The 19,158-nt window shown below is 67.4% G+C and carries 18 protein-coding genes; 7 read left to right on the forward strand and 11 right to left on the reverse strand.

What is annotated here, in order from left to right; all coding sequences use genetic code 11:
• Window positions 1–74: 74 nt before the first annotated feature.
• Window positions 75–1,520: an exodeoxyribonuclease I gene (sbcB, locus tag DIR46_RS06650; RefSeq protein ID WP_109344531.1), complete on the forward strand. Its 1,446-nt coding sequence runs from the start codon at window positions 75–77 to the stop codon at window positions 1,518–1,520.
• Window positions 1,521–1,549: 29 nt separating this feature from the next.
• On the opposite strand, the gene pyrF is transcribed toward sbcB, so the two are convergent.
• On the reverse strand, window positions 1,550–2,374 hold the full coding sequence (gene pyrF / locus DIR46_RS06655) for an orotidine-5'-phosphate decarboxylase (RefSeq protein ID WP_109344532.1): 825 nt from the start codon (window positions 2,372–2,374) through the stop codon (window positions 1,550–1,552).
• Window positions 2,375–2,502: 128 nt separating this feature from the next.
• On the opposite strand from pyrF, the gene DIR46_RS06660 reads away from it, so the two are divergent.
• From DIR46_RS06660 to DIR46_RS06670, 3 genes are all read left to right on the forward strand, one after another.
• A complete protein-coding gene (locus DIR46_RS06660) occupies window positions 2,503–3,114 on the forward strand; it encodes a LemA family protein (RefSeq protein WP_109344533.1) in 612 nt (203 codons plus the stop codon).
• 6 nt (window positions 3,115–3,120) lie between these two features.
• On the forward strand, window positions 3,121–3,837 hold the full coding sequence (locus tag DIR46_RS06665) for a TPM domain-containing protein (RefSeq protein WP_307719130.1): 717 nt from the start codon (window positions 3,121–3,123) through the stop codon (window positions 3,835–3,837).
• Window positions 3,838–3,925: 88 nt separating this feature from the next.
• Window positions 3,926–4,438 carry a TPM domain-containing protein gene (locus DIR46_RS06670; protein ID WP_109344534.1) on the forward strand — a complete coding sequence of 171 codons (513 nt, stop codon included), beginning with the start codon at window positions 3,926–3,928 and terminating at the stop codon, window positions 4,436–4,438.
• Here the strand turns inward: DIR46_RS06670 and DIR46_RS06675 are convergent.
• Genes DIR46_RS06675 through DIR46_RS06695 form a run of 5 tightly spaced genes read right to left on the reverse strand, consistent with a single transcriptional unit; the run spans window position 4,428 to window position 8,835 of the window.
• On the reverse strand, window positions 4,428–5,021 hold the full coding sequence (locus tag DIR46_RS06675) for a hypothetical protein (protein WP_109344535.1): 594 nt from the start codon (window positions 5,019–5,021) through the stop codon (window positions 4,428–4,430). The two genes, DIR46_RS06670 and DIR46_RS06675, sit on opposite strands and share 11 nt — an antisense overlap.
• Window positions 5,018–5,530, reverse strand: coding sequence for an RNA polymerase sigma factor (locus DIR46_RS06680; RefSeq protein WP_109344536.1), 513 nt, complete (start codon window positions 5,528–5,530; stop codon window positions 5,018–5,020). The genes DIR46_RS06675 and DIR46_RS06680 overlap by 4 nt, the downstream gene beginning before the upstream one ends.
• Complete coding sequence (locus DIR46_RS06685) at window positions 5,530–6,708, reverse strand: ABC transporter permease (RefSeq protein ID WP_109344537.1); 1,179 nt, start codon at window positions 6,706–6,708, stop codon at window positions 5,530–5,532. The genes DIR46_RS06680 and DIR46_RS06685 overlap by 1 nt, the downstream gene beginning before the upstream one ends.
• A complete protein-coding gene (locus tag DIR46_RS06690; RefSeq protein WP_109344538.1) occupies window positions 6,705–7,439 on the reverse strand; it encodes an ABC transporter ATP-binding protein in 735 nt (244 codons plus the stop codon). The genes DIR46_RS06685 and DIR46_RS06690 overlap by 4 nt, the downstream gene beginning before the upstream one ends.
• A gap of 10 nt (window positions 7,440–7,449) precedes the next feature.
• Complete coding sequence (locus DIR46_RS06695; protein ID WP_109344539.1) at window positions 7,450–8,835, reverse strand: alpha/beta hydrolase; 1,386 nt, start codon at window positions 8,833–8,835, stop codon at window positions 7,450–7,452.
• Between the two features lie 140 nt (window positions 8,836–8,975).
• On the opposite strand from DIR46_RS06695, the gene DIR46_RS06700 reads away from it, so the two are divergent.
• The 3 genes from DIR46_RS06700 to DIR46_RS06710 all read left to right on the forward strand — a co-directional run bounded on the left by DIR46_RS06700 (window position 8,976) and on the right by DIR46_RS06710 (window position 11,155).
• A complete protein-coding gene (locus tag DIR46_RS06700; protein ID WP_109344540.1) occupies window positions 8,976–9,743 on the forward strand; it encodes an SDR family NAD(P)-dependent oxidoreductase in 768 nt (255 codons plus the stop codon).
• A gap of 620 nt (window positions 9,744–10,363) precedes the next feature.
• The gene (locus DIR46_RS06705) at window positions 10,364–10,666 is read left to right on the forward strand and encodes a hypothetical protein (protein ID WP_109344541.1); all 303 of its coding nucleotides are present in this window, start codon (window positions 10,364–10,366) and stop codon (window positions 10,664–10,666) included.
• A gap of 39 nt (window positions 10,667–10,705) precedes the next feature.
• Window positions 10,706–11,155, forward strand: a complete 450-nt coding sequence (locus tag DIR46_RS06710; protein WP_229446521.1) for a VanZ family protein — start codon at window positions 10,706–10,708, stop codon at window positions 11,153–11,155.
• Window positions 11,156–11,946: 791 nt separating this feature from the next.
• On the opposite strand, the gene DIR46_RS06715 is transcribed toward DIR46_RS06710, so the two are convergent.
• The 5 genes from DIR46_RS06715 to DIR46_RS06735 all read right to left on the reverse strand — a co-directional run bounded on the left by DIR46_RS06715 (window position 11,947) and on the right by DIR46_RS06735 (window position 19,109).
• Window positions 11,947–13,758: a glycoside hydrolase family 2 protein gene (locus DIR46_RS06715; protein ID WP_109344543.1), complete on the reverse strand. Its 1,812-nt coding sequence runs from the start codon at window positions 13,756–13,758 to the stop codon at window positions 11,947–11,949.
• Window positions 13,745–14,848, reverse strand: a complete 1,104-nt coding sequence (gene galK / locus DIR46_RS06720; RefSeq protein ID WP_109344544.1) for a galactokinase — start codon at window positions 14,846–14,848, stop codon at window positions 13,745–13,747. Before galK ends, DIR46_RS06715 begins: the two co-directional genes overlap by 14 nt.
• Window positions 14,845–15,948 (reverse strand): M24 family metallopeptidase, encoded by a 1,104-nt coding sequence (locus DIR46_RS06725; RefSeq protein WP_109344545.1) that lies wholly within the window; start codon window positions 15,946–15,948, stop codon window positions 14,845–14,847. Before DIR46_RS06725 ends, galK begins: the two co-directional genes overlap by 4 nt.
• Window positions 15,945–17,039, reverse strand: a complete 1,095-nt coding sequence (gene galT, locus DIR46_RS06730) for a galactose-1-phosphate uridylyltransferase (RefSeq protein ID WP_109344546.1) — start codon at window positions 17,037–17,039, stop codon at window positions 15,945–15,947. The genes DIR46_RS06725 and galT overlap by 4 nt, the downstream gene beginning before the upstream one ends.
• A gap of 528 nt (window positions 17,040–17,567) precedes the next feature.
• Entirely contained in the window at window positions 17,568–19,109 is a 1,542-nt protein-coding gene (locus DIR46_RS06735) for a dipeptidase (protein ID WP_109344547.1), read from the reverse strand.
• Window positions 19,110–19,158 lie beyond the last annotated feature (49 nt).

Below are 19,158 nucleotides of genomic sequence, written 5' to 3' on the forward strand. Positions count from 1 at the left end.
GCCGGCCGTGACTGATCCGCGCGGATGTGCCACCATGCCGGTTGACGCCGTGACGGCAGCCTTTATAACAACACATGAGCACGCACACCTTCCTCTGGCACGACTATGAAACCTTCGGCGCGGTGCCGCGCCGCGACCGCCCGGCCCAGTTCGCCGCGATCCGCACCGACGCCGATCTCAACGAGATCGGCGAGCCGATCATGCTGTACTGCCAGCCGGCCAACGACTTCCTGCCCGACCCGCAATCCTGCCTGATCACCGGCATTACGCCGCAGCACTGCCTCGAACGGGGCGTGCCCGAACACGAATTCGCGCGCCAGATCGAAGCCACCTTCAGCGAGCCGGGGACGATCGGCGTCGGCTACAACACGATCCGCTTCGACGACGAGGTGACCCGCTTCCTGTTCTGGCGCAACCTGATCGATCCGTATGCGCGCGAATGGCAGCACAACTGCGGCCGCTGGGACCTGCTCGACGTGGTGCGCATGGTGTACGCACTGCGCCCGGAAGGCATCGAATGGCCGACCCGCGAAGACGGCAAGCCGAGCTTCAGGCTGGAACACCTGAGCGCCGCCAACGGCCTGGCCCACGAAGCGGCGCACGACGCGCTGTCCGACGTGCGCGCCACCATCGCGCTGGCGCGCCTCGTCAAGCACAAGCAGCCGCGCCTGTTCGACTTCTGCCTCGAGCTGCGCCGCAAGGACCGGGTCGCGAGCGAGATGGGCCTGCACCTCGACCCGGGCCAGCGCCAGCCTTTCCTGCACGTGTCCGGCATGTTCCCGGTGGAGTACGGCTGCCTGGGCCTGGTCTACCCGCTGGCCCAGCATCCGACCAACAAGAACGAGGTGCTGGTCTGGGATTGCCGCCACGACCCGTCCGAGCTGTTCGCGCTCGACGCCGACACCATCCGCACCCGCATGTTCACCCGCGCGAGCGAATTGCCCGAAGGCGTGACCCGGCTGCCGGTCAAGAGCGTGCACCTGAACAAATCGCCGATGCTGGTCGGGAACCTCAAGACCCTGCGGCCCGACCTGGCCATGCGCTGGGACATCGACCTGGAGCGCGGCCGCGCGCACGCCGCGCTGGCGGCCGGCGGGCCGGACATGCAGGCGATCTGGGCCCAGGTGCTGGCCAAACCCGGCACGGGTGAAGCGGTGGACGTCGATGAAGACCTGTACGGCGGCTTCGTCAGCCGCGACGACCGCCGCCAGCTGGAGTCGCTGCGCATGCAGAAACCCGAGGCGCTGGCGCGCCGCGTCAGCTTCGAGGACGAGCGCCTCAACGAACTCCTGTTCCGCTACCGCGCGCGCAACTTCCCGCATACCTTGCTTGACGACGAGATGCAGCTGTGGGAGGCGCACCGCGCGGCGCGGCTGTTCGAGGGCGCGCATGGAGCGCGCACGGTGGACCAGCTGTTTACCGAGATCGATGCGCTGTCGGAGACGGCGGACGAGCGTGCCGAGGAGATTCTCGGGGCGCTGTACGATTACGCCGAGTCGATCGCGCCGGATCGATACTAGACGGGTCGGCGGCTACGCCGACCCGACGATCAACCGCGGCGATGCGCGTTGATCGCGTCGCGCGTCTCCCGCGCCACCCGGCGCGCGGCCGCCGCGAAATCTTCGCCTTCCTGCGGCGTCGCGTACAGGATCGCACGCGACGAATTGATCATCATGCCCGCGCCATCCGCCGTGCGGCCCGCCTTGACGGTCGCCTCGACATCGCCGCCCTGGGCGCCCACGCCCGGGATCAAGAGCGGCATATCGCCGACCAGCTTGCGCACCTGGGCGATCTCGTCCGGGAAGGTCGCTCCCACCACCAGCGCGCACTGGCCGTTGCGGTTCCATTTTTCGGCGACCAGCTGGGCAACGTGCTGGTACAACGGGCGGCCGCCCACATCCAGGAACTGCAGGTCGGAACCGCCCGCGTTCGAGGTGCGGCACAGCACGATCACGCCGCGGTCTGGCCATTCCATATACGGCTCGACCGAATCGAAGCCCATGTAGGGGCTGACCGTCACCGCATCCGCGCCATAGCGCTCGAAGGCTTCGCGCGCGTACTGGTGGGCGGTGGCGCCGATGTCGCCGCGCTTGGCGTCCAGCACCAGCGGGATGTGCGGGTAAGTGGCGCGCAGGTAGGCGCAGATTTCTTCCAGCTGGTCTTCCGCGCCGAGGGCGGCGAAATAGGCGATCTGCGGCTTGAAGGCGCAGGCCAGGTCGGCGGTCGCGTCGATGATGGCCTTGCAGAACTGGACGATGGCGTCCGGCTGGCCCTCCAGGCGTGCCGGCAGGCGCGCCAGGTCCGGGTCGAGGCCGACGCACAGCAGCGAATCGTTACGGGCCCATGCGGCGGAAAGTTTGTTGATGAAATTCACCTCTAGCCCCTTGTATCTTTGTAAATGCAAACCCATTATTGTACTCGCCGGCGCCGGCCCGGACGCCAAACCGCGCCTGTTTCGGGTATATTTTGATCATTCGACAACTTGACCACACAAACGACATCATGACCAATTCCTTCTTCTTCCGTTGGACCCGTCTGCTCGGCGGCGCCGTCCTCGCCGGCGCCCTGCTGTCCGGCTGCGGCTACAACGAATTCCAGACCAAGGACGAGGCCACCAAGGCGGCATGGAGCGAAGTGGTGAACCAGTACCAGCGTCGCGCCGACCTGATCCCGAACCTGGTCAACACTGTCAAGGGCTACGCCTCGCATGAAAGCGCCACGCTCGAAGCGGTGACCCGCGCCCGCGCCCAGGCCACCAGCTTCCAGATCACGCCCGAGGTGCTGAACAATCCCGAGGCCTTCCAGAAATTCCAGCAGGTGCAGGGCGAGCTGTCGGGCGCCCTGTCGCGTCTGATGATGGTCTCGGAAAAATACCCCGACCTGAAGGCCGATGCGAGCTTCCGCGACCTGCAGTCGCAGCTGGAAGGCACGGAAAACCGCATCACGGTGGCGCGCCAGCGCTATATCGCCTCGGTCCAGGACTACAACGTGACCGTGCGTCAGTTCCCCAAGAACTTGACGGCGATGGTGTTCGGCTATGAAACCAAGCCCTCCTTCACCGTCGAGAACGAGAAGGCGATCTCGACCGCGCCGACGGTCGACTTCGGCAAGTAAGCCGGCATGACCGCACTGTCGCGTTTCTTCTGCATCCTGCTGCTCGCGCTGCTGACCAGCGCGCCGGCCCTCGCACAGCTGCAGCCGGTGCCGAAGCTGACCACGCGCGTCACCGACCAGGCCGGCATGCTCGACGCGGCCCAGCGCCAGCGCCTCGAAGCGGTGCTGGCCGACTATGAGGCCAAGACCGGCAGCCAGATCGCCGTGCTGCTGGTGAAGTCGACCGAACCCGAAGCGATCGAGCAGTACAGCATCCGCGTCACCGACGCCTGGCAGCTGGGCCGCAAGGGCGTCGACGACGGCGTGCTGTTGCTGGTGGCGCGCGACAACCCCTCGTCGCTGCGCCGCCTGCGCATCGAGGCCGGGCGCGGTGTGCAGGGCGTGCTCACCGACGCCCAGTCCAAGCGCATCCTGCAGGACGTGATCGCGCCGCACTTCCGGCAAGAACACTATTACGAGGGCCTGGTCGCCGGCGTCGGCGCCATCGCCACCCTGCTCAACCAGGAAGCCTTCCCGGCGCCGCCCAGCAACAGCAGCAGCGCCAGGCTGCAGCCGACGACGGCGGCTTCCCGCTATGGGCGATCTTCCTCGTCATCATCGGCGCCTCGATGCTGCGCTCGGTGTTCCGGCCACGCGGCCGCACGGTCGGCACCCGCCGCGGCCAAACGCACTGGGGCAGCGCCACCACCGGCTTCGTCCTCGGCAACATCATCGGCAATATGAGCCGCGGCGGTGGGGGCGGTTTCGGCGGCGGCGGCTTCTCGGGCGGCGGCGGCAGCTTCGACGGCGGCGGCGCTTCGGGAGACTGGTAATGTCATCGATCACACACAAGATGCGCCGCGCCTGGCGCCACTGGAAGAGCAGCGCGAGCGAGGCGAAACAGGCCTTCCCCGACACGACCCTGGACGCGATCGCCGAGGCGATCGACCTGGGCGAGCGCACCCACCGCGGCGAGGTGCGCCTGATCGTCGAGCGCGCCCTGCCTTTTGATGCGGCCTGGGAAGGCGTCACCAACCGCCAGCGCGCGGTCAACCTGTTCGCCGACTATGGCGTGTGGGACACAGAAGACAATTGCGGCGTGCTGATCTACGTGAACCTGGCCGAGCACAAGATCGACATCGTGGCCGACCGCGGCATCGACCGCAAGATCGACGCCGCCACCTGGCAGGCTGTGTGCCGCACCATGACCGAAGGTTTCAGGCAGGGCAGCTTCCATGAAGCGACCCTGGCGGCGGTCAACCAGGTCAACGAGCTGCTGCGCCAGCACTTCCCGGCCAGCGGCGAGCGGCCCAACGAGCTGCCGGACCGGCCGCTCATGTTGTAGGCGGCTCGTCCAGCCATTCGCGCGCCAGCGCGTCGACGTCGGCGATTTCGGCCGTCATCCGGCGCGTCTTGCGGCGCGCCCAGATCCAGCCGCCGGCCAGGACCAGCGCCACCGCCACCGAACTCCAGGCCGCATTCCAGGCATCCCGCGCCGTGAGCAGGGAGACCACCGGCGCTGGCAGCAGGGCGATGGTGGTCCAGCGCGTCAGACGCGCCAGCCGCAGCCCGAGCAGCGCACGGCGGCGCCGCAGATCCAGCCAGTCGCGCAGGCTGGCGCCGGCCGGCTCCCGCAGGGCCTGCAGGCGGGTCCAGGTATAGCTGACCATCACGAAACACATCACCAGCACATAGAACACCATCCATGGCCACAGGATGCCGTTGGTGTTCGGCAGCGGCCAGCGTACGGCCATCATCCCGAACGCCACGGCCGCCAGCGCCCACTCGCCGGCAATCGTCCACATGATCAGGTGGCGCTGGCGCCGCGCGCGGGCGATCATCGCCGTCACGTCCGGCAGCGGCGGAGCAGCCGGCGCATCCGCGCCCCAGGCATCCTGCAGCCTGGCCCATTCATCCGCATCGTTCATCGTTCCTCCAGCCTTTCCTTGAGCGCCGCCTTGGCGCGGTTCAGGCGCACGCCGACATTATTCACCGAGATCCCGAGCAACTGCGCGATCTCTTCATAGGACATGCCCTCCAGCGCCAGCAGCACCAGCTGGCGCTGCCCGACCGGCAGCTGGCGCAGCGCGGCCAGCAGGCGTTGCTGCTGCTGGTTCAGGCGCGCCAGGGCTTCCGGCCCTGGCTGGTCGTCGGCCCATTCCTCATCGAGTTCCTCGTGCTGCGGCTGCGCCACCGCGCGCATCACGTGGCTGGCGCAGCGCCGGTGCGCCACGCCGACCATATAGGTCTTGAGGCTCGATTCGCCGCGAAAGGCCGGCAAGGCCTGCCACACCGCGAGCATGATGTCCTGCACCAGGTCTTCGCGGGCGTGGCGGTTGCGCTCGAAGCTGGCGGCGAAGCGCACCAGCATGCCGCCATGCTCGGCCATCAACCGCTTGAACTCGCGCTTGCACTCGATATGCTGCGAGCCTGCCATCACAGCCCGAACACGAAGCGTTCGCTGGCCAGGCGGCGGCTGCCGAAGGCGGTGAACAGCGCCGCGCCGCCCAGGCTTCCGGCGGCCGACAGGGCCAGCAGCTGGGGCGCAACGGCCTGGCCGGCGAGCAGCGCCCCCAATTGGGCGTGCTGGCTGAACATCGGCAGCAGGTGGGCGGCGATTGGCGACACGGGCCCCAGCTTCTCCATCATCAGCACCATCGGCGCCAGTTGCAGCAGGTTGAGATAGATCTGCCCCTCCTTGTGGGTGCGGGCATGCAGCGCCACCACGCATTGCAGGGCGCCCACCAGCAGCGCCAGCGGCAGCAGGATGAGCAGCATCTGCACCAGCATCGCCGCGTCGGGCGCGAAGGCGATGCCGACTTCGTGCAGCGGCAGGCGTTCGAGCGCCTGCACCGACAGCAGCAGCGCTGCAGCGCAGCTGACGTAGCCGAACAGCGAGGCGGTCAGCCATTTGCCGATGAACAGCGTGCCGGGCGCCGCCGGCTGCGCCAGCAAGGCCTCGAGCGAGCGCCGCTCACGCTCGCCGCCGGTCGCGTCCAGCGCCACGTGCGAGCCGCCGACGACCAGGCCGAGCAGCCAGAACAGCGGCAACGCGCCCAGCACCAGCGCCGCCCGTCCGCCCTGGCCGCCCATGTCGCGCAACTGCAGGTGCAAGGCATTGGCATGGCCCGGCGCCACGCCCGCGCCCAGCAGGCGCTGGCCGGACAGCTGCGCGCCGTAGCCCGCCACCAGCGCCTGCACGCGCTGAACCTGGCGGCGAGCGTCATCGTCGGCCATGTCGGCCCACAAGGACAGCGTGGCCTCGCGCCCCTGCGCCAGTGCGCGCGGCGCCTGCGCCGGCACTTCGAGCACCACCGCGCCGGGAGAAGCCGCGAGCAGGCTCTCCGGCTTGACGGCGCTCTCCTGCAGGGTGACGCCCGCGGCCTCGAGGTGCCGCACGAGACCGGGCGCATGCGCGGCGCCCACCAGGTGCAGCGTCCGCGTGCCGGCGTCAAGCTCGGACGCGATCATCGCCTTGAGCACGGCCGCCAGCACGAAGGGACCGAGCAGTGCGAACAGCAAGCCGGCCATCATCGAGCGGCGGTCGCGCACGGCGTCCATCATTTCTTTCGAGACCACGATCCACAAGTCCTGTACGAATTGGTTAACGCTCATGCCGCAATCCCCTCATCGCTGCCGATCACTTCGACGAATGCCTGTTCCAGGCTGCTCCCGCCGGTCTGCGCCAGCAGCGCCGGCGTCGTCCCCGCAAAGCGCACCCGGCCCGCGGCCAGCACCACCACCTGGTCGCACAACTGGGCCGCTTCCTGCATCACGTGGGTCGACAGCAGCACCGCCGCGCCACGCGAGCGCGCCCGCATCAGGGCCTCGCGCACGGCGCGCGTGCTCATCACGTCCAGGCCGCGCGTGGGCTCGTCCAGCACCAGCACGGCAGGATCATGCAGCAAGGCGCGCGCCAGCGCCACCTTGATGCGCTGGCCGGCCGAAAATCCCTTGCAGGCGCGCCCCGCGTCGGCTTCCATCCCCACCTCCCCGACGACGCGCTCGATGGCGCGTTCGAGCATGGCGCCGCGCATGCCGTGCAGGCGGCCGAAGTAGCGCAGGTGATCGCGCGGCGTGAGCCGCTCGTAGAGACCGAATTCGTCGGTGACGATGCCGAGCCGGCGCCGCGAGGCGAGCGGCGCGCGCATCACGTCGATGCCGTCGATGGCGACCTTGCCGCTGTCCGGCGCCAGCAGGCCATACAGGATGCGCAGGCAGGTCGACTTGCCGGCGCCGTTGGGGCCGAGCAGCGCGGTGATGGTGCCGGGACGGCCCGTGAAGCTGACCTCGTCCAGGGCCTGCAGGGTCTTGAAACGCTTGCTGATATGGTTCACGACGATCACGGCGGGCTCCTCACAGGGTGGGCTGGCCGTCGGCCAGCACGAACGGGGGACGGCGAATCGCCGCCAGGCAGGCGCCGTCCACGGCGGAAGGAAGGGCATGCTCGAGGAAGGCGGCGATCAGGCGCGGCGCGCAGCCGGCGCCGCTGAAGGTATGGCCGGCGCCGGCGGCCACCAGCACCCGGCTGTGGCGCAGGGTGCGGGCCGCCAGGTGGGCGTTTTCCGGCGGCGTGACCGGATCGAGGCCGCCCGCCAGCAGCAGGGTCGGGACGTCCGAGACGACGGCGCGGCTCGCATCGACGGCCGGCGTGGCGGCCGGCCATACCGAGCACCAATCGCGCCAGCTCCTGGCATAGGCGTCGCCGAATCGGCTGCCGGCGCCATCCTGCCGCATCGCGGCGGCATCGATGAACGGCGCTTCTTCGGCGCACAGCACCGACAGGGTCTGGCCGAAGGTCATGCCCTCCGTGCTCCAGGAGGACAGGGCGTCGTACAGGCCGAGCAGCGGCTGCGGCCTGCCGCCCGCGGCGGCGTGGATCGCGAACGGCAGCACGCTGGCATGCTGGCCGGTATACATGGCGCCGCGCACCAGCTGCGCCACCGCCTCGCCCTGGTGCGGGCCGACCGCCGGCAGCGCAAGCACCGTATCGAGCTCGCGCGCCAGGTTCGGGAAAGCCCTGGCGCAGCCCCGGTCGGCGGCGCAGTCGGCGAGCAGCCGCTCGAGCGCGGCCTGGCTGTGCCGCGACGACAGCAGGATGCGGGCATTGGGCGGCGCCACCGAATCGAGCACCATGCCGCGCACGCTGGCGGGGTAACGCCGGGCATACATCAACGCCGTGCGGGTGCCGTACGAGCCGCCCCACAGGCTGAACTGGCGGTAGCCAAGCGCCCGCCGCAAGTCCTCGAAATCGGCCAGCGCGGCTTCGGTATGGAAGTGGCGCGGGTCGGCGTCGAGCCCCGCCAGGCAGGCGCGCAGGCTGGCTTGCACAGCGGCGGTGTCGCCCTGCGCGATCGCCTGTTCCGGCAGCGGGCAGCGCAGCGGGTTCGACCTGCCGGTGCCGCGCTGGTCGACCAGGAGGATGTCGCGGCGCTTGCGCGCTTCACGGAAGGCCGTGGCCAGGAGCGGCCCGTAATCCATCGCGGCCTGGCCGGGACCGCCGGCCAGCACCAGCAGCGGGTCCGGCGCCGCCGGCTTCGCGGTGGCCTTGATGCGGGCGAAATGGATGGCGATGCGGCGGCCGGACGGGTTGGCGCGGTCTTCCGGCACCTCCAGCGTGCCGCACTCGACCCGCTCGGGGAAGTGCGGCAGGTGGCAGGGTTCGAGGGCGGCGGCCAGGCTGGAATACAGCAGCATCGCCAGGAACAGGGTCCAGGCAAGGGCGAGATGCTTGCGGGTCATTTTTGTTCTCGTTGTGGTGGAGATACCGGCTTAGTCGCGCGCCGCGCGAAAAACTTACACGCGCATCGACGATCATGCATGACGGGTAGCCGCGCCGAGTGGTTAGAATGGCGGCCTTTGCCTCTCTACGAAAGCACGCCATGAAACTCAACCAGAAAATCGCGATCGTCACCGGCGCCAGCCAGGGCATCGGCCTGGCCTGCGCCCAGCGCCTGGTGCGCGAAGGCGCGCGCGTGATGCTCGTCGACCTCAAGCCTGACGTCGAGCAGGCCGCCGCCAGCCTGGGCGACGCCGCCCGCTTCTTCCGCGCCGACGTCGGCGTCAAGAAAGAGGTCGATGCGATGATCCAGGCCACGCTCGACGCCTTCGGCCGCATCGACATCTTGGTCAACAACGCGGGCGTGACCCATGCGGCCGACTTCCTCGACCTGGAAGAAGAGGATTTCGACCGCGTGCTGCGCGTCAACCTCAAATCCATGTTCCTGTGCAGCCAGGCGGCGGCGCGCGATATGGTGAAACGGGGCGGAGGCGGCTGCATCATCAATATGTCGAGCGTCAACGCCGAATTGACCATCCCGAACCAGGTGCCCTACGTGGTGTCGAAAGGCGGCGTCAACCAGCTGACCCGGGTGGCGTCGATCGCCCTGGCCCAGCATGGCATCCGCGTCAATGCGATCGGCCCGGGCACCATCCTGACCGAACTGGCCAGGCAGGCAGTGCTGGGCAGCCCGGAGGCGCGCCACACCATCCTGTCGCGCACGCCGCTGGGTCGCTGCGGCGAGCCGGAAGAAGTCGCCTCGATCGCCGCCTTCCTGGCCAGCGACGACGCCTCGTACATGACCGGCCAGACGCTGTACGCCGACGGCGGCCGCATGGCGCTGAACTACACCGTGCCCGTACGCGACTGACATCCTGCATTAGCGGGGAAGATATTACTTTTACGTATGTCTGGTATCCGAACTCGCAATTGGACACCTGCAAGGCCGACCCCGATAATTACACCTGTCTCCACTATTCTCCTCCAAGAAAATAGTTTTAAGCCCGCACAAGAGCGGGCTTTTTTTTGCCGAAAATTTGGAGAAAGGCCGCTGCTACGTAGTTCTACGTATAACGCACGCTGATGACCGGACGGCGCTCGCCGTTCATTTGATACCGCCAGAACTTTGCGCTTAGTCACAATCGCGTCACAAACACTACCTATACTAAGAATCACCTGTCATACACGCAACCGATATGCCTGATGACAGCAGGTGTGCGGCGCCCCGGGTGCTACACACCAACCGATTTTCGCATCTCTTGGCCCGATCTTGGGTTGTGCCCGCCAGTGGCGGGCATTTTTTTGCCTGGGCGTTCAGAAACCAGTATCGTTGCAAACGGGTCTTGTTCTCTGCCCCCGCGCAACTCCCGGTAAAAAAAATGTCATAGCGCTTGAAGCCGTCGCTGATTTGGCTATCATAAAGTTCTCACTTCCGATTCGGCCACCGGTCGGAAGCCCACGTACAACGAAACGTCCAAAGGAACCCGTCCTATGAACTTACGTGTACCAGCCAGCGCCGCACCCGACACTTGCCGCCGCCATCATGAAGAAGGCGACCTCGTCCTGAGCGAACTCAATCCGCGTGCCGTCGTCGACGCGCTCGACAGCGACAGCACGCCGCTCAACCTGCTCACCTTCGGCAGCGTCCGCGAAGTCTGCCCCAAATGCCAGAAAACCCACCTCAAGCTGGTCCTGCGACAGGGAAGCGTGCGCATGGCCCACCTGTTCTGCGCCGACTGCGAAAGCTGTTTCGACGCCCATTACGCCGACGGCGCGCCAGCCCTGACAATCTGAGCGTTACTGGCGTGCGGGCAAGTGGCTGCATGGCGTGGTATGGTTGGCGTTTCACGCACCTCCCCGTTCGCATCGATGCCCGCCCTGTCGTCCCTGCTGCAGCCTCCACTTAAGATCCGCCGCGCCCTGCATGCCCTCGCCCTGCTCGGGCTGCTGGCCATCCTGGTGGCGGGTTCGATTCCCGGCGCCCGCGCCGAGGTCGGCGCCTATGCGTCCGGTGTGGTGCTGCACGGCATGACCTACGCCTTTCTGGCCGCCTTGTGGTTCCTGGGCGCCACCGGCACGCCGCTGCAGCGCGCCCTGAAGGCGATGCTGGCCGTCGCGCTGATGGGCGCCGTCGACGAATGGGTGCAGAGTTTCTTCCCGTATCGCTCCGGCGACGTGCGCGACTGGCTGGTCGACGTCACGGCCGCCAGCCTCGCCTCCAGCGTGCTGGCGGTGCTGGCCACCCTCGCGCCGCGGCCGGCGCCGGCGGCGCGTCGGCGCTGACCATCATCCTCCGTTCGGGTTCCGCAAAGAACGCTCCACCTTGATCCAACCGGCCTCCAAAGGAAGTCAGCTGGAACGCTGGCGCACTTCGCGCCTCTTATCCTCGTGGCGCGCGGCATCGTCACATCCCCCACTACACATCCAAACGAGGAGTTGATCATGAAGCAAACACACCAGAGCGTGGCCATGGCGGGCCTGCTGGCGGTCACGCTCGCCATTTCCGGGTGCGCCTCCATGCGTGGCGAATCGAGTGACGCCAGCGGTAGCAGCGGCAGCACCGGGACCAGCGACTACGGTACGGGCACCAGCTGCAGCTCCGGTACCTCGGACAGCAGCGGCACGACCACGGGAGCATCCAGGACGGCGCGGGCGTCTCGGGCAGCTCGGGCGTCTCGGGCAGCAGCGGTTCCGGTAGCTCCAGCATGCAGGACGACCGTGGCGGCAGCGCGTCGACCGCGGGCGCCGCCGCGGCCAGCGCGGCGCCCAACAGCACCGTGCTGGCGATCGAGATCCTGCCTGCGTCGAGCGGCATTACCGAGGGCGATTCGTCGATGGGCAGCAGCGGTGCGGCCGGCGCCACCGGAAGCGCTGGTGGCAGCGCTGGCAGCAGCCAGTCCTACCGCGTCACCGTGCGCATGGACGACGGCAGCACGCAGGTGGTCACCCACGGCACCGCGCCCGATTTCCGCAGCGGCGACCGCGTCAACGTCACGGGTGGCAGCATCCAGCGCTATCCGGACGCCGGGTGGACCGTCGATCCACCCGTGCAGGAAGCCGAGGGTTTGCCGGGTTCAGGGCGTACCCGGGTCCTTGCCCTCCTCCACCTCGCGGTGAAACATCGGGATGTTACGCGTCGCATTGCTGATGACTTCCAGCGGCAGCTTGGGCGTCCGGTCGGCGTTCAGCAAGCCATTGGCTTCCTGGAAGGTGTCGGCGAACTGGGTATAGCAGAAGCCGCTGAACATGAAGGTCTCGTTGACCACCTGCAGCAGGCGACGGTACTGCTTGAGGTAGCTTTCGGCAGTGTGGGCGCGGCTATAGCCCCAGGTGGTCTCGTCCGGGTTCGGGGTCTGTTTGGGATCGTAGGCGATGCCGCCGAATTCCGTCAGCACGATCGGCTGGCCGCGGTGCGGGAAGCCATCCAGCGTCAGGATGCGCCCGCCGGGACGCCGCTGGTCGAACAGGGTGCGCACCGGATCGGTGACGGCGTAGCGCGCCAGGATTTTTTCCGGGTCGCTGTCGTAGTCGTGGATGCCGAGGATGTCGGTGGCCGAGGCTTCCCAGCCGTCGTTGCCGATCACCGGACGGGTCGAATCGAGCGTGCGCGTCAGGTGGTATAACGCTTCCACCGCATTGCGATGGGCCTGGGTCAGGGTCAGGTTTGGCACGCCCCACGACTCATTGAAGGCCACCCACACGATGATGCAGGGATGGCTGTAATCGCGTTCGATCGCCTCGGTCCATTCCTTGACCATGCGCGTGATCGCGCGCGGGCTGAAGCGGTAGGCCGAGGGCATCTCTTCCCATACCAGCAGGCCCAGTTTGTCCGCCCAGTATAGAAAGCGCGGATCCTCGATCTTCTGGTGCTTGCGCACGCCATTGAAGCCCATCAGTTTGGCCAGCTCGACGTCACGTTTCAGGTGCTGGTCGGACGGCGCCGTCATGAACGACTCCGGCCAGTAACCCTGGTCCAGCACCAGGCGCAGCTGGTAAGGGCGGCCATTGAGCATGAAGCGGTCGCGGTTGATCGATACCGAACGCAGCGCCGTGTACGACCGGATGCGGTCGAGCACCACGTCGCCGCAGCGCAGGGTCACCTCGGCGTCGAGCAGGGTCGGCCGTTCCGGACTCCACAGGATCACGTTGCGCGAGTCGTCGATGCCGGGGTCGGACAGCGCGATCTTGCGGTTGGCTTCCCCCGCCAGCAGCTTGTAGTAGTCGTCCGCCAGCAGCTGGTCGCCATGCCAGATCTTGACCTCGACAAACAGCTCCTGCTGGATGTCGCCGGCCGCGAACACCTCGCAGCCGATCTCGTAGGTCTCGAACACCGGCGTCCAGCGCAGCTTCTGGATATAGGTCGGCGACACCTGCTCGACCCAGACGGTCTGCCAGATGCCGGTGGTGCGCGGATACCAGATCGAGTGGGCGTCGAGCAGCCAGTCCTGCTTGCCGCGCGGCTTGGCCAGGTCGGCCGGATCGTCCTCGACCCACACCGTCACGGTCTGCTTGCCGTCGGCCTGCATGGCGCAGGTGATGTCGGCCGCGAACGGCGTATGGCCGCCCTCGTGCTCGGCCACCAGCTGGCCGTTGACCCATACCTTGGCGCTGTAGTCGACCGCGCCGAAGTGCAGTATCGTGCGCCCGTCGTTGGGCATCAATTCGAAGTCGCGCTCATACCAGACCACGCGGTGGAAACCCGTGTCCTGGATGCCGCTCATCTCGGTCTCGGGGGCGAACGGCACGCTGATCTCGTGCGTCCACTCCTTGACGTCGGACGGCATGAAATACTTGCCCTCGTCGTCGAAGCAGAATCGCCACTTGCCGTTCAGGTTCTGCCACTGGTCGCGCACCAGCTGCGGACGGGGATATTCAAACTGGTTCATCGTGATCCTTTCTGTCTGTCGGCACCGGCACCAGGATCCGGCCTTGGCGTCCATCTTTTTGGTTATAGACCGCCAGCGCGCTGGCGGCGGCTTGCTGCGCCTGGCCCTTGCGGCACAGCGCAACGCAGGCGCCGCCGAAGCCGGCGCCGGTCAGGCGCGCGCCCAGCACGCCGGGGGCGGCGCGCAAGGCCTCGCACAGGGCGTCGAGTTCCGGGATCGAGACCTCGTAGTCGTCGCGCAGGCTGAAGTGCGAGTCGTTCATCAGTTCGCCGAAGCGCCCGGCGCTCACGCCTTGCGCCGCTTCGAGCACGCGCAGGTTTTCCCGCACCACGTGGCGCGCCCGCTCGCGCAGCGGCGACGGCAGGGTCTCCACCGCGGATGCGTCCGCGACGTCGCGCAGCGCCTGCACGCCGAGCTTTTTCGCGCCCTCCTCGCACTCGGCGCGGCGTTCGTTGTACTTGCTGGCGGCGAGCTTGCGCGCCACGCCCGAGTCGACCACGATCAGCTCGGTGTCCGGAGGCAGCGGCACCAGGCGATGCTCCAGCGTGCGGGCGTCGATGAACAGCATATTGCTCTCGTCGGCCAGGCTGGACGCCATCTGGTCCATGATCCCGCAGTTCACGCGCGCGTACTCGATCTCGGCGCGCTGGGCGATGCGGGCCAGCTTGACGTCATCGAGTTCGAAACCCAGCAGCGCGCGCATGGCGCGCAGGGCCGCCACCTCGAGCGCGGCCGAGGACGACAGGCCCGAGCCGACCGGCAAATCGGTCTCGACATACACGCGCAGCGGCGGCACCTCGATCCCTTCCGCCTGCACCAGCCGGATGCAGCCTTCGATATAGCTGCCGAAGCCCTGCGGCGCGCTGCCGTCGCTGGCGAAGGTCACGGTCGCATCGAGATTCGGCGAATAGAAGTGGAAATGGTCGTCGCCGCTGCGGCTCATCGCCACGGTGGTGCGCTGGGGCGTGGCCACCGGCAGCATGAAGCCGTCGTTGTAGTCGGTATGCTCGCCCAGCAGGTTGACCCGGCCCGGGGCCGAGGCGTTCACCTCGGGCGCGCCGCCAAAGAAGGTGTCGGGGTTCAGGGTCATGCTTGCGCCTCCAGCCACAGCGGCCGCTTGCGGCCATGGACGTCCAGCACCGGCCAGCCGGGATCGAACGTCAGGTTCTCGAGTCCCTGCGGGCCGAGCAAAAAGGTGTCCTCGATCTTCATGCCGCCGAAGCTGGGATTGAAGGCGAAGGCCATGCCATCTTCGAGCTGGGTCGCGGTGCTGGCGGTGGCGACGATCTCGCGCGCCAGGTAGCCGGTGATGCCGCCCTGGTGGTGCTCGCGGATCGCGCCCTCGACGTCGGCGTGGTGGTAAGCCTGGGCCAGCGCGTGATACACGCTCGACAGCGATTTACCGGGCGCCACGGCGGCCAGGCCGGTGGCCTCGACGTCCATCAGCGCGCGCTGGGCCTCGGGCGCCGCACCCGCGCCGCCGAAGCTCACGAAGCGGGTCAGGTTGGCATACAAGCCATGGCGGCGCCCGCAGAACACCAGCATGGCGCGTTCGCCGAGCGGTTCGTGCGACGGCGTCGCGTGGCGGTACAGGGGCAGGCGGCGCGCGCCGGCCGCCAGCACCAGGGCCGGATGGATGCCGCGCCGCCACAGCGCCTCGGCGCCGGCGCCGGCCAGCTGCTGCTCGGTCCAGTCGGGCCTGGCCCGATGCAGCACCTCGGTCATCGCTTCGGCTGCCTCGCGGCCCAGCAGGCGGTAGCGCGCCTGCTCGGCGTCGCCCAGCACCAGTTTGCGTTGACGCAGCGCCAACGGCAAGGGGCGTTCCTCGCCCACGGGGCGGTCGGACAAGACCACGCGACCCTGGGCCGCACCCGCGACGAAGCGCTCGCGCAGTTCCGGCTCGGCCCACGGTTCGATGTGGAAAGTGAAGCCGCCCGGGATTTCTTCGGCGCGCAGGCGTTCGCCCTCGATCTCGTCGGTCAGCACGCAGGCGTCGTCCTGCGTGACGAGCACCTCGGCGATGCCGACGCCGGTCGTCAGCAGCACCGCGCTCGAGCCGCCGGCCGTGACCCAGGCAAACCAGTCGGTGCCGCGCAGGCGCACCGCGCCGGCCCCTTCCTGGGCCAGGGTCGCGCGCAGCAGCGCCAGTTTGTCGGCCACCTCCGTGGCCCGCATGTCCAGTCCCGTCATGCGGCGTCCTCCAGGCTGACTTCGACCTGCTGCAATTCATAGGCCGTGGTTTCGGGCAGCACGTCCATCGCGAACATGCCGGCCGCCAGCTCGGTGCCGGCCAGGTATTTCAGGCGGTCGCGCGTGCGGTAAGGCGGATAGAACTGGGCGTGCAGCTGGGTTTCCGGATGCTCGGCGCCGTCGGTCGGGGCCTGGTACCAGGCCATCAGGTAAGGGAAAGGCCGGTTCCACAGGGTCTCGTACTTGAGCAGCACGGTCTTGAGCGCGCGCGCCAGAGCTTCGCGTTGCGGCGGCGTGAGCGCGGCGAAATCCTTGCAGGGCGCCGTCGGCATCACCCACACCTCGTAGGGGTAGCGGGCGCAGGCCGGCACGAAGGCGATCGCGTAGTCGTCCTGGTACAGCACGCGGCGGCCGTCGGCGGCCTCGTCGCGCGCCATGTCGCACAGCAGGCTGGCGCCATGCTGCAGATAATATTCGCGCTCCTGCGCCAGCATGCGCGCCGGCACCGCCGGCACGAAGGGATAGGCATAGATCTGGCCATGCGGATGGTGCAGGGTCACGCCGACCTCGGCGCCGCGGTTCTCGAACGGCAGCACGTAGTGGATGTTCTGGTGGCTGCCGATGCGGGTGGTGCGCTCGCCCCAGACCTGCAGCAGCAGCTCGATGCGCGACAGCGGCAGATGGGCCAGCGCCGCGTTCGGATCCTGCGTGAACACCACTACCTCGCAATGGCCGTTCGCCGGCGCAGTCGGCACCGTCACGATCGGCGGATCGTGCGACTCCAGCGCCAGCGAGGGAAAGCGGTTGTCGAACACGGCGATCTCGTAGTCGCCGGCCGGCATCTCAGTCGGATGTTCCTGGTCCACGGTTGGCGCCAGCGGGTTGTACTGCGGCGGCGGCTGGTAGGTGCGGTTCTGGCGGAATGCGGCATAGGTCACCCATTCGCCGCGCAGCGAATGCCAGCGCAGGTGCGGATTCGCATGCTGCGGTTCCGGGAACGGGCTGGTCGCAACGATGCCGTCCGGAATCGGCAGATTGCTGTACAGGGTCAGATTGCGTCCGTCCGGTTTCTTGAGTTCTTTACGATGCATGGCAACAGTTCAGGTTCGGTGGAGCCTTCGGTCAATCAGGCGCGAGCGTGCACGCCGAATACCAGGGCATCGGCGCGCTCGCGGCACGAGAAGCCGATCCTAACATGCTGTTTTCGCCACACTTTCTACCCAGAATTTGCGCATTTTCCGGGCGTCAATACTGCTGTGTCACAGGGGCGAGACACCCCTTGGCATTCGGAGTGGATTCGCAAGGGAGAGCGTCCGGACGGACGCCAACCGGCAGGATCGTTGTAGTCCCGCACCTACGCCATAATTAGAATTTTTTACACGTTTTGGCAAGCAAAACACCTACCTGCCCATCGTAGGCAAGAGCGGCGTTTTGCAGCGAAGGGGAGGTCGGGGGCGGCCGGCCCGGAGTCGGGCCGGCGGGTGTGGCGGGCTTACCAGGCTTGCTTATTCAGCTTACCTACTCAGCTTACCTACTCAGCTTACCTACTCAGCTTACTTACTCAGCTTACTTACCAGCTTACTTACCAGCTTACTTACTCAGCTTACTTACCAGCTGGCTTATTTGGCCAACTCGACCAGCACCGCCGTATACATCTGCAGGTTCAACAGCAGCTGTTTGGTGGTGATGAATTCGTGTTCCGAGTGACCTGTGTACTTCTTCCCCGGCATCGATGGACCGAAGCTGACCGCGTTCGGGAACAGGCGCGAATTGGTGCCGCCGCCGATCGCCACCGGTCTGGCGTCCTTCATGCCGGTGAAATACGCAAAGGTCGACAGCAGGGTCGGCACCTGCGGCGCATTTTCGAGGATCCACGGATCGCGCACGCCGACCTTGACGTTCGCCAGCGGCAGCCGGCGCGCCTGCCAGTCGGCCAGGGCGGCGTTGATCTCGGACGTCAGCTGCTCGCTCGACTTGCCACGCGGCCGGCGCACATTGATCGCGATCTCGATGCCCTCGTCCAGCTGGCGGATCACGGTCGGCTTGAAGGTCATCGGCCCCATGAAGCTGTCGCGGTAGGCGATCTTGCCGAACTTCTCGCCGTAATAGCCGGTGCCGACCAGGTCGTTCAGGTAGTTCACCACGCCGCCGGCCACCGTATTCGGCCAGCTGCGCACCGCCAGCGCGTCCGCCAGCATGCTGACCGCGTTCACGCCTTCCTGCGGTTTCGATGAATGGGCCGACACGCCCTTTGCGACCACCTTCAGGTTCGCGTCCTGGCGCTCGAAGGTGTAGCGCATGTCGACCTGCGCCGCGGCACGTGCGCGGATCTGCCCCTCGATCTCCGGCGTGGCGTTGGCGACCAGCGCCTCCGCGTCTTCGGGAATCTGGGTATTGAAGGAGCCGCCCCTGAATTCGGCGATATGGAGTTCGCCGGCCGCCGGGATCGCGGCGCCGGCCTTCGGGATCGTCACGGCCACGGTGCCGCCGCCCTTCTCCGCCGTCACCACCGGATACTCGGCGTCGAGCGTGATGCTCATCTGCGGCGGCACGTGGGTCTTGAGGAATTCGGTCAAGGGTCCCCAGTCCGACTCCTCGCCCATGTACACGTACAGCTCGATACGCTTGTTCAAAGGGATCTGACGGTCGCGGATCGCCTTCATCGCATACAGCGCGGTGGCGATCGGTCCCTTGTCGTCCTCGGCGCCGCGCGCGATCAGCTTGCCCGGTTCGCTGGTGCGGTCCAGCACGAACGGCGACTTCTTCCATTTGCTCGGGTCGACCGGTTGCACGTCGCCATGGGTCACGATGCCGACCCGCTCGGTGCCCTTGCCGAGACCGACGATCACGGTCCAGCCATGATCCTCGACATCGAGGCCGAGGCGCTCGGCCTCTTCCTTCAGCGCGGCCTTGAACGCGATGTGGACCGGGTTCTTGTCGGACGGGTAGCGCGCATCGACCACGGTATTGAAGCTGACCAGCTTGGCCAGGGTGTCGACCACGTCGTTGCGGTAGGTCGCGACCGCATACTTGGCGGCGCTGACGGCGGTCTCGCTCGGGGTCGGCGCCGGGGTCGGCGCCGGTGTTGCGGCGGGCGCGGCGGATGCGACAGTCGTGGTCCACGCCAGCACCAGGCTGGCGATCAAGGCTTTCTTGTACATACGGCGCCGTTCTCCATGAATCCAGGATTGCAAATGCGCAAGGAGTCTA

The organism is Massilia oculi (genome assembly GCF_003143515.1).
Classification (GTDB): Bacteria; Pseudomonadota; Gammaproteobacteria; order Burkholderiales; family Burkholderiaceae_D; genus Telluria; species Telluria oculi.

Bases quoted from the DNA above. Each gene is read 5' to 3' on its own strand.
- sbcB (WP_109344531.1), top strand. From the start codon at position 75: ATGAGCACGCACACCTTCCTCTGGCACGACTATGAAACCTTCGGCGCG.
- DIR46_RS06660 (WP_109344533.1), top strand. From the start codon at position 2,503: ATGACCAATTCCTTCTTCTTCCGTTGGACCCGTCTGCTCGGCGGCGCC.
- DIR46_RS06665 (WP_307719130.1), top strand. From the start codon at position 3,121: ATGACCGCACTGTCGCGTTTCTTCTGCATCCTGCTGCTCGCGCTGCTG.
- DIR46_RS06670 (WP_109344534.1), top strand. From the start codon at position 3,926: ATGTCATCGATCACACACAAGATGCGCCGCGCCTGGCGCCACTGGAAG.
- DIR46_RS06675 (WP_109344535.1), bottom strand. From the start codon at position 5,021: ATGAACGATGCGGATGAATGGGCCAGGCTGCAGGATGCCTGGGGCGCG.
- DIR46_RS06680 (WP_109344536.1), bottom strand. From the start codon at position 5,530: ATGGCAGGCTCGCAGCATATCGAGTGCAAGCGCGAGTTCAAGCGGTTG.
- DIR46_RS06685 (WP_109344537.1), bottom strand. From the start codon at position 6,708: ATGAGCGTTAACCAATTCGTACAGGACTTGTGGATCGTGGTCTCGAAA.
- DIR46_RS06695 (WP_109344539.1), bottom strand. From the start codon at position 8,835: ATGACCCGCAAGCATCTCGCCCTTGCCTGGACCCTGTTCCTGGCGATG.
- DIR46_RS06700 (WP_109344540.1), top strand. From the start codon at position 8,976: ATGAAACTCAACCAGAAAATCGCGATCGTCACCGGCGCCAGCCAGGGC.
- DIR46_RS06705 (WP_109344541.1), top strand. From the start codon at position 10,364: ATGAACTTACGTGTACCAGCCAGCGCCGCACCCGACACTTGCCGCCGC.
- DIR46_RS06710 (WP_229446521.1), top strand. From the start codon at position 10,706: ATGGTTGGCGTTTCACGCACCTCCCCGTTCGCATCGATGCCCGCCCTG.
- DIR46_RS06715 (WP_109344543.1), bottom strand. From the start codon at position 13,758: ATGAACCAGTTTGAATATCCCCGTCCGCAGCTGGTGCGCGACCAGTGG.
- galK (WP_109344544.1), bottom strand. From the start codon at position 14,848: ATGACCCTGAACCCCGACACCTTCTTTGGCGGCGCGCCCGAGGTGAAC.
- DIR46_RS06725 (WP_109344545.1), bottom strand. From the start codon at position 15,948: ATGACGGGACTGGACATGCGGGCCACGGAGGTGGCCGACAAACTGGCG.
- galT (WP_109344546.1), bottom strand. From the start codon at position 17,039: ATGCATCGTAAAGAACTCAAGAAACCGGACGGACGCAATCTGACCCTG.
- DIR46_RS06735 (WP_109344547.1), bottom strand. From the start codon at position 19,109: ATGTACAAGAAAGCCTTGATCGCCAGCCTGGTGCTGGCGTGGACCACG.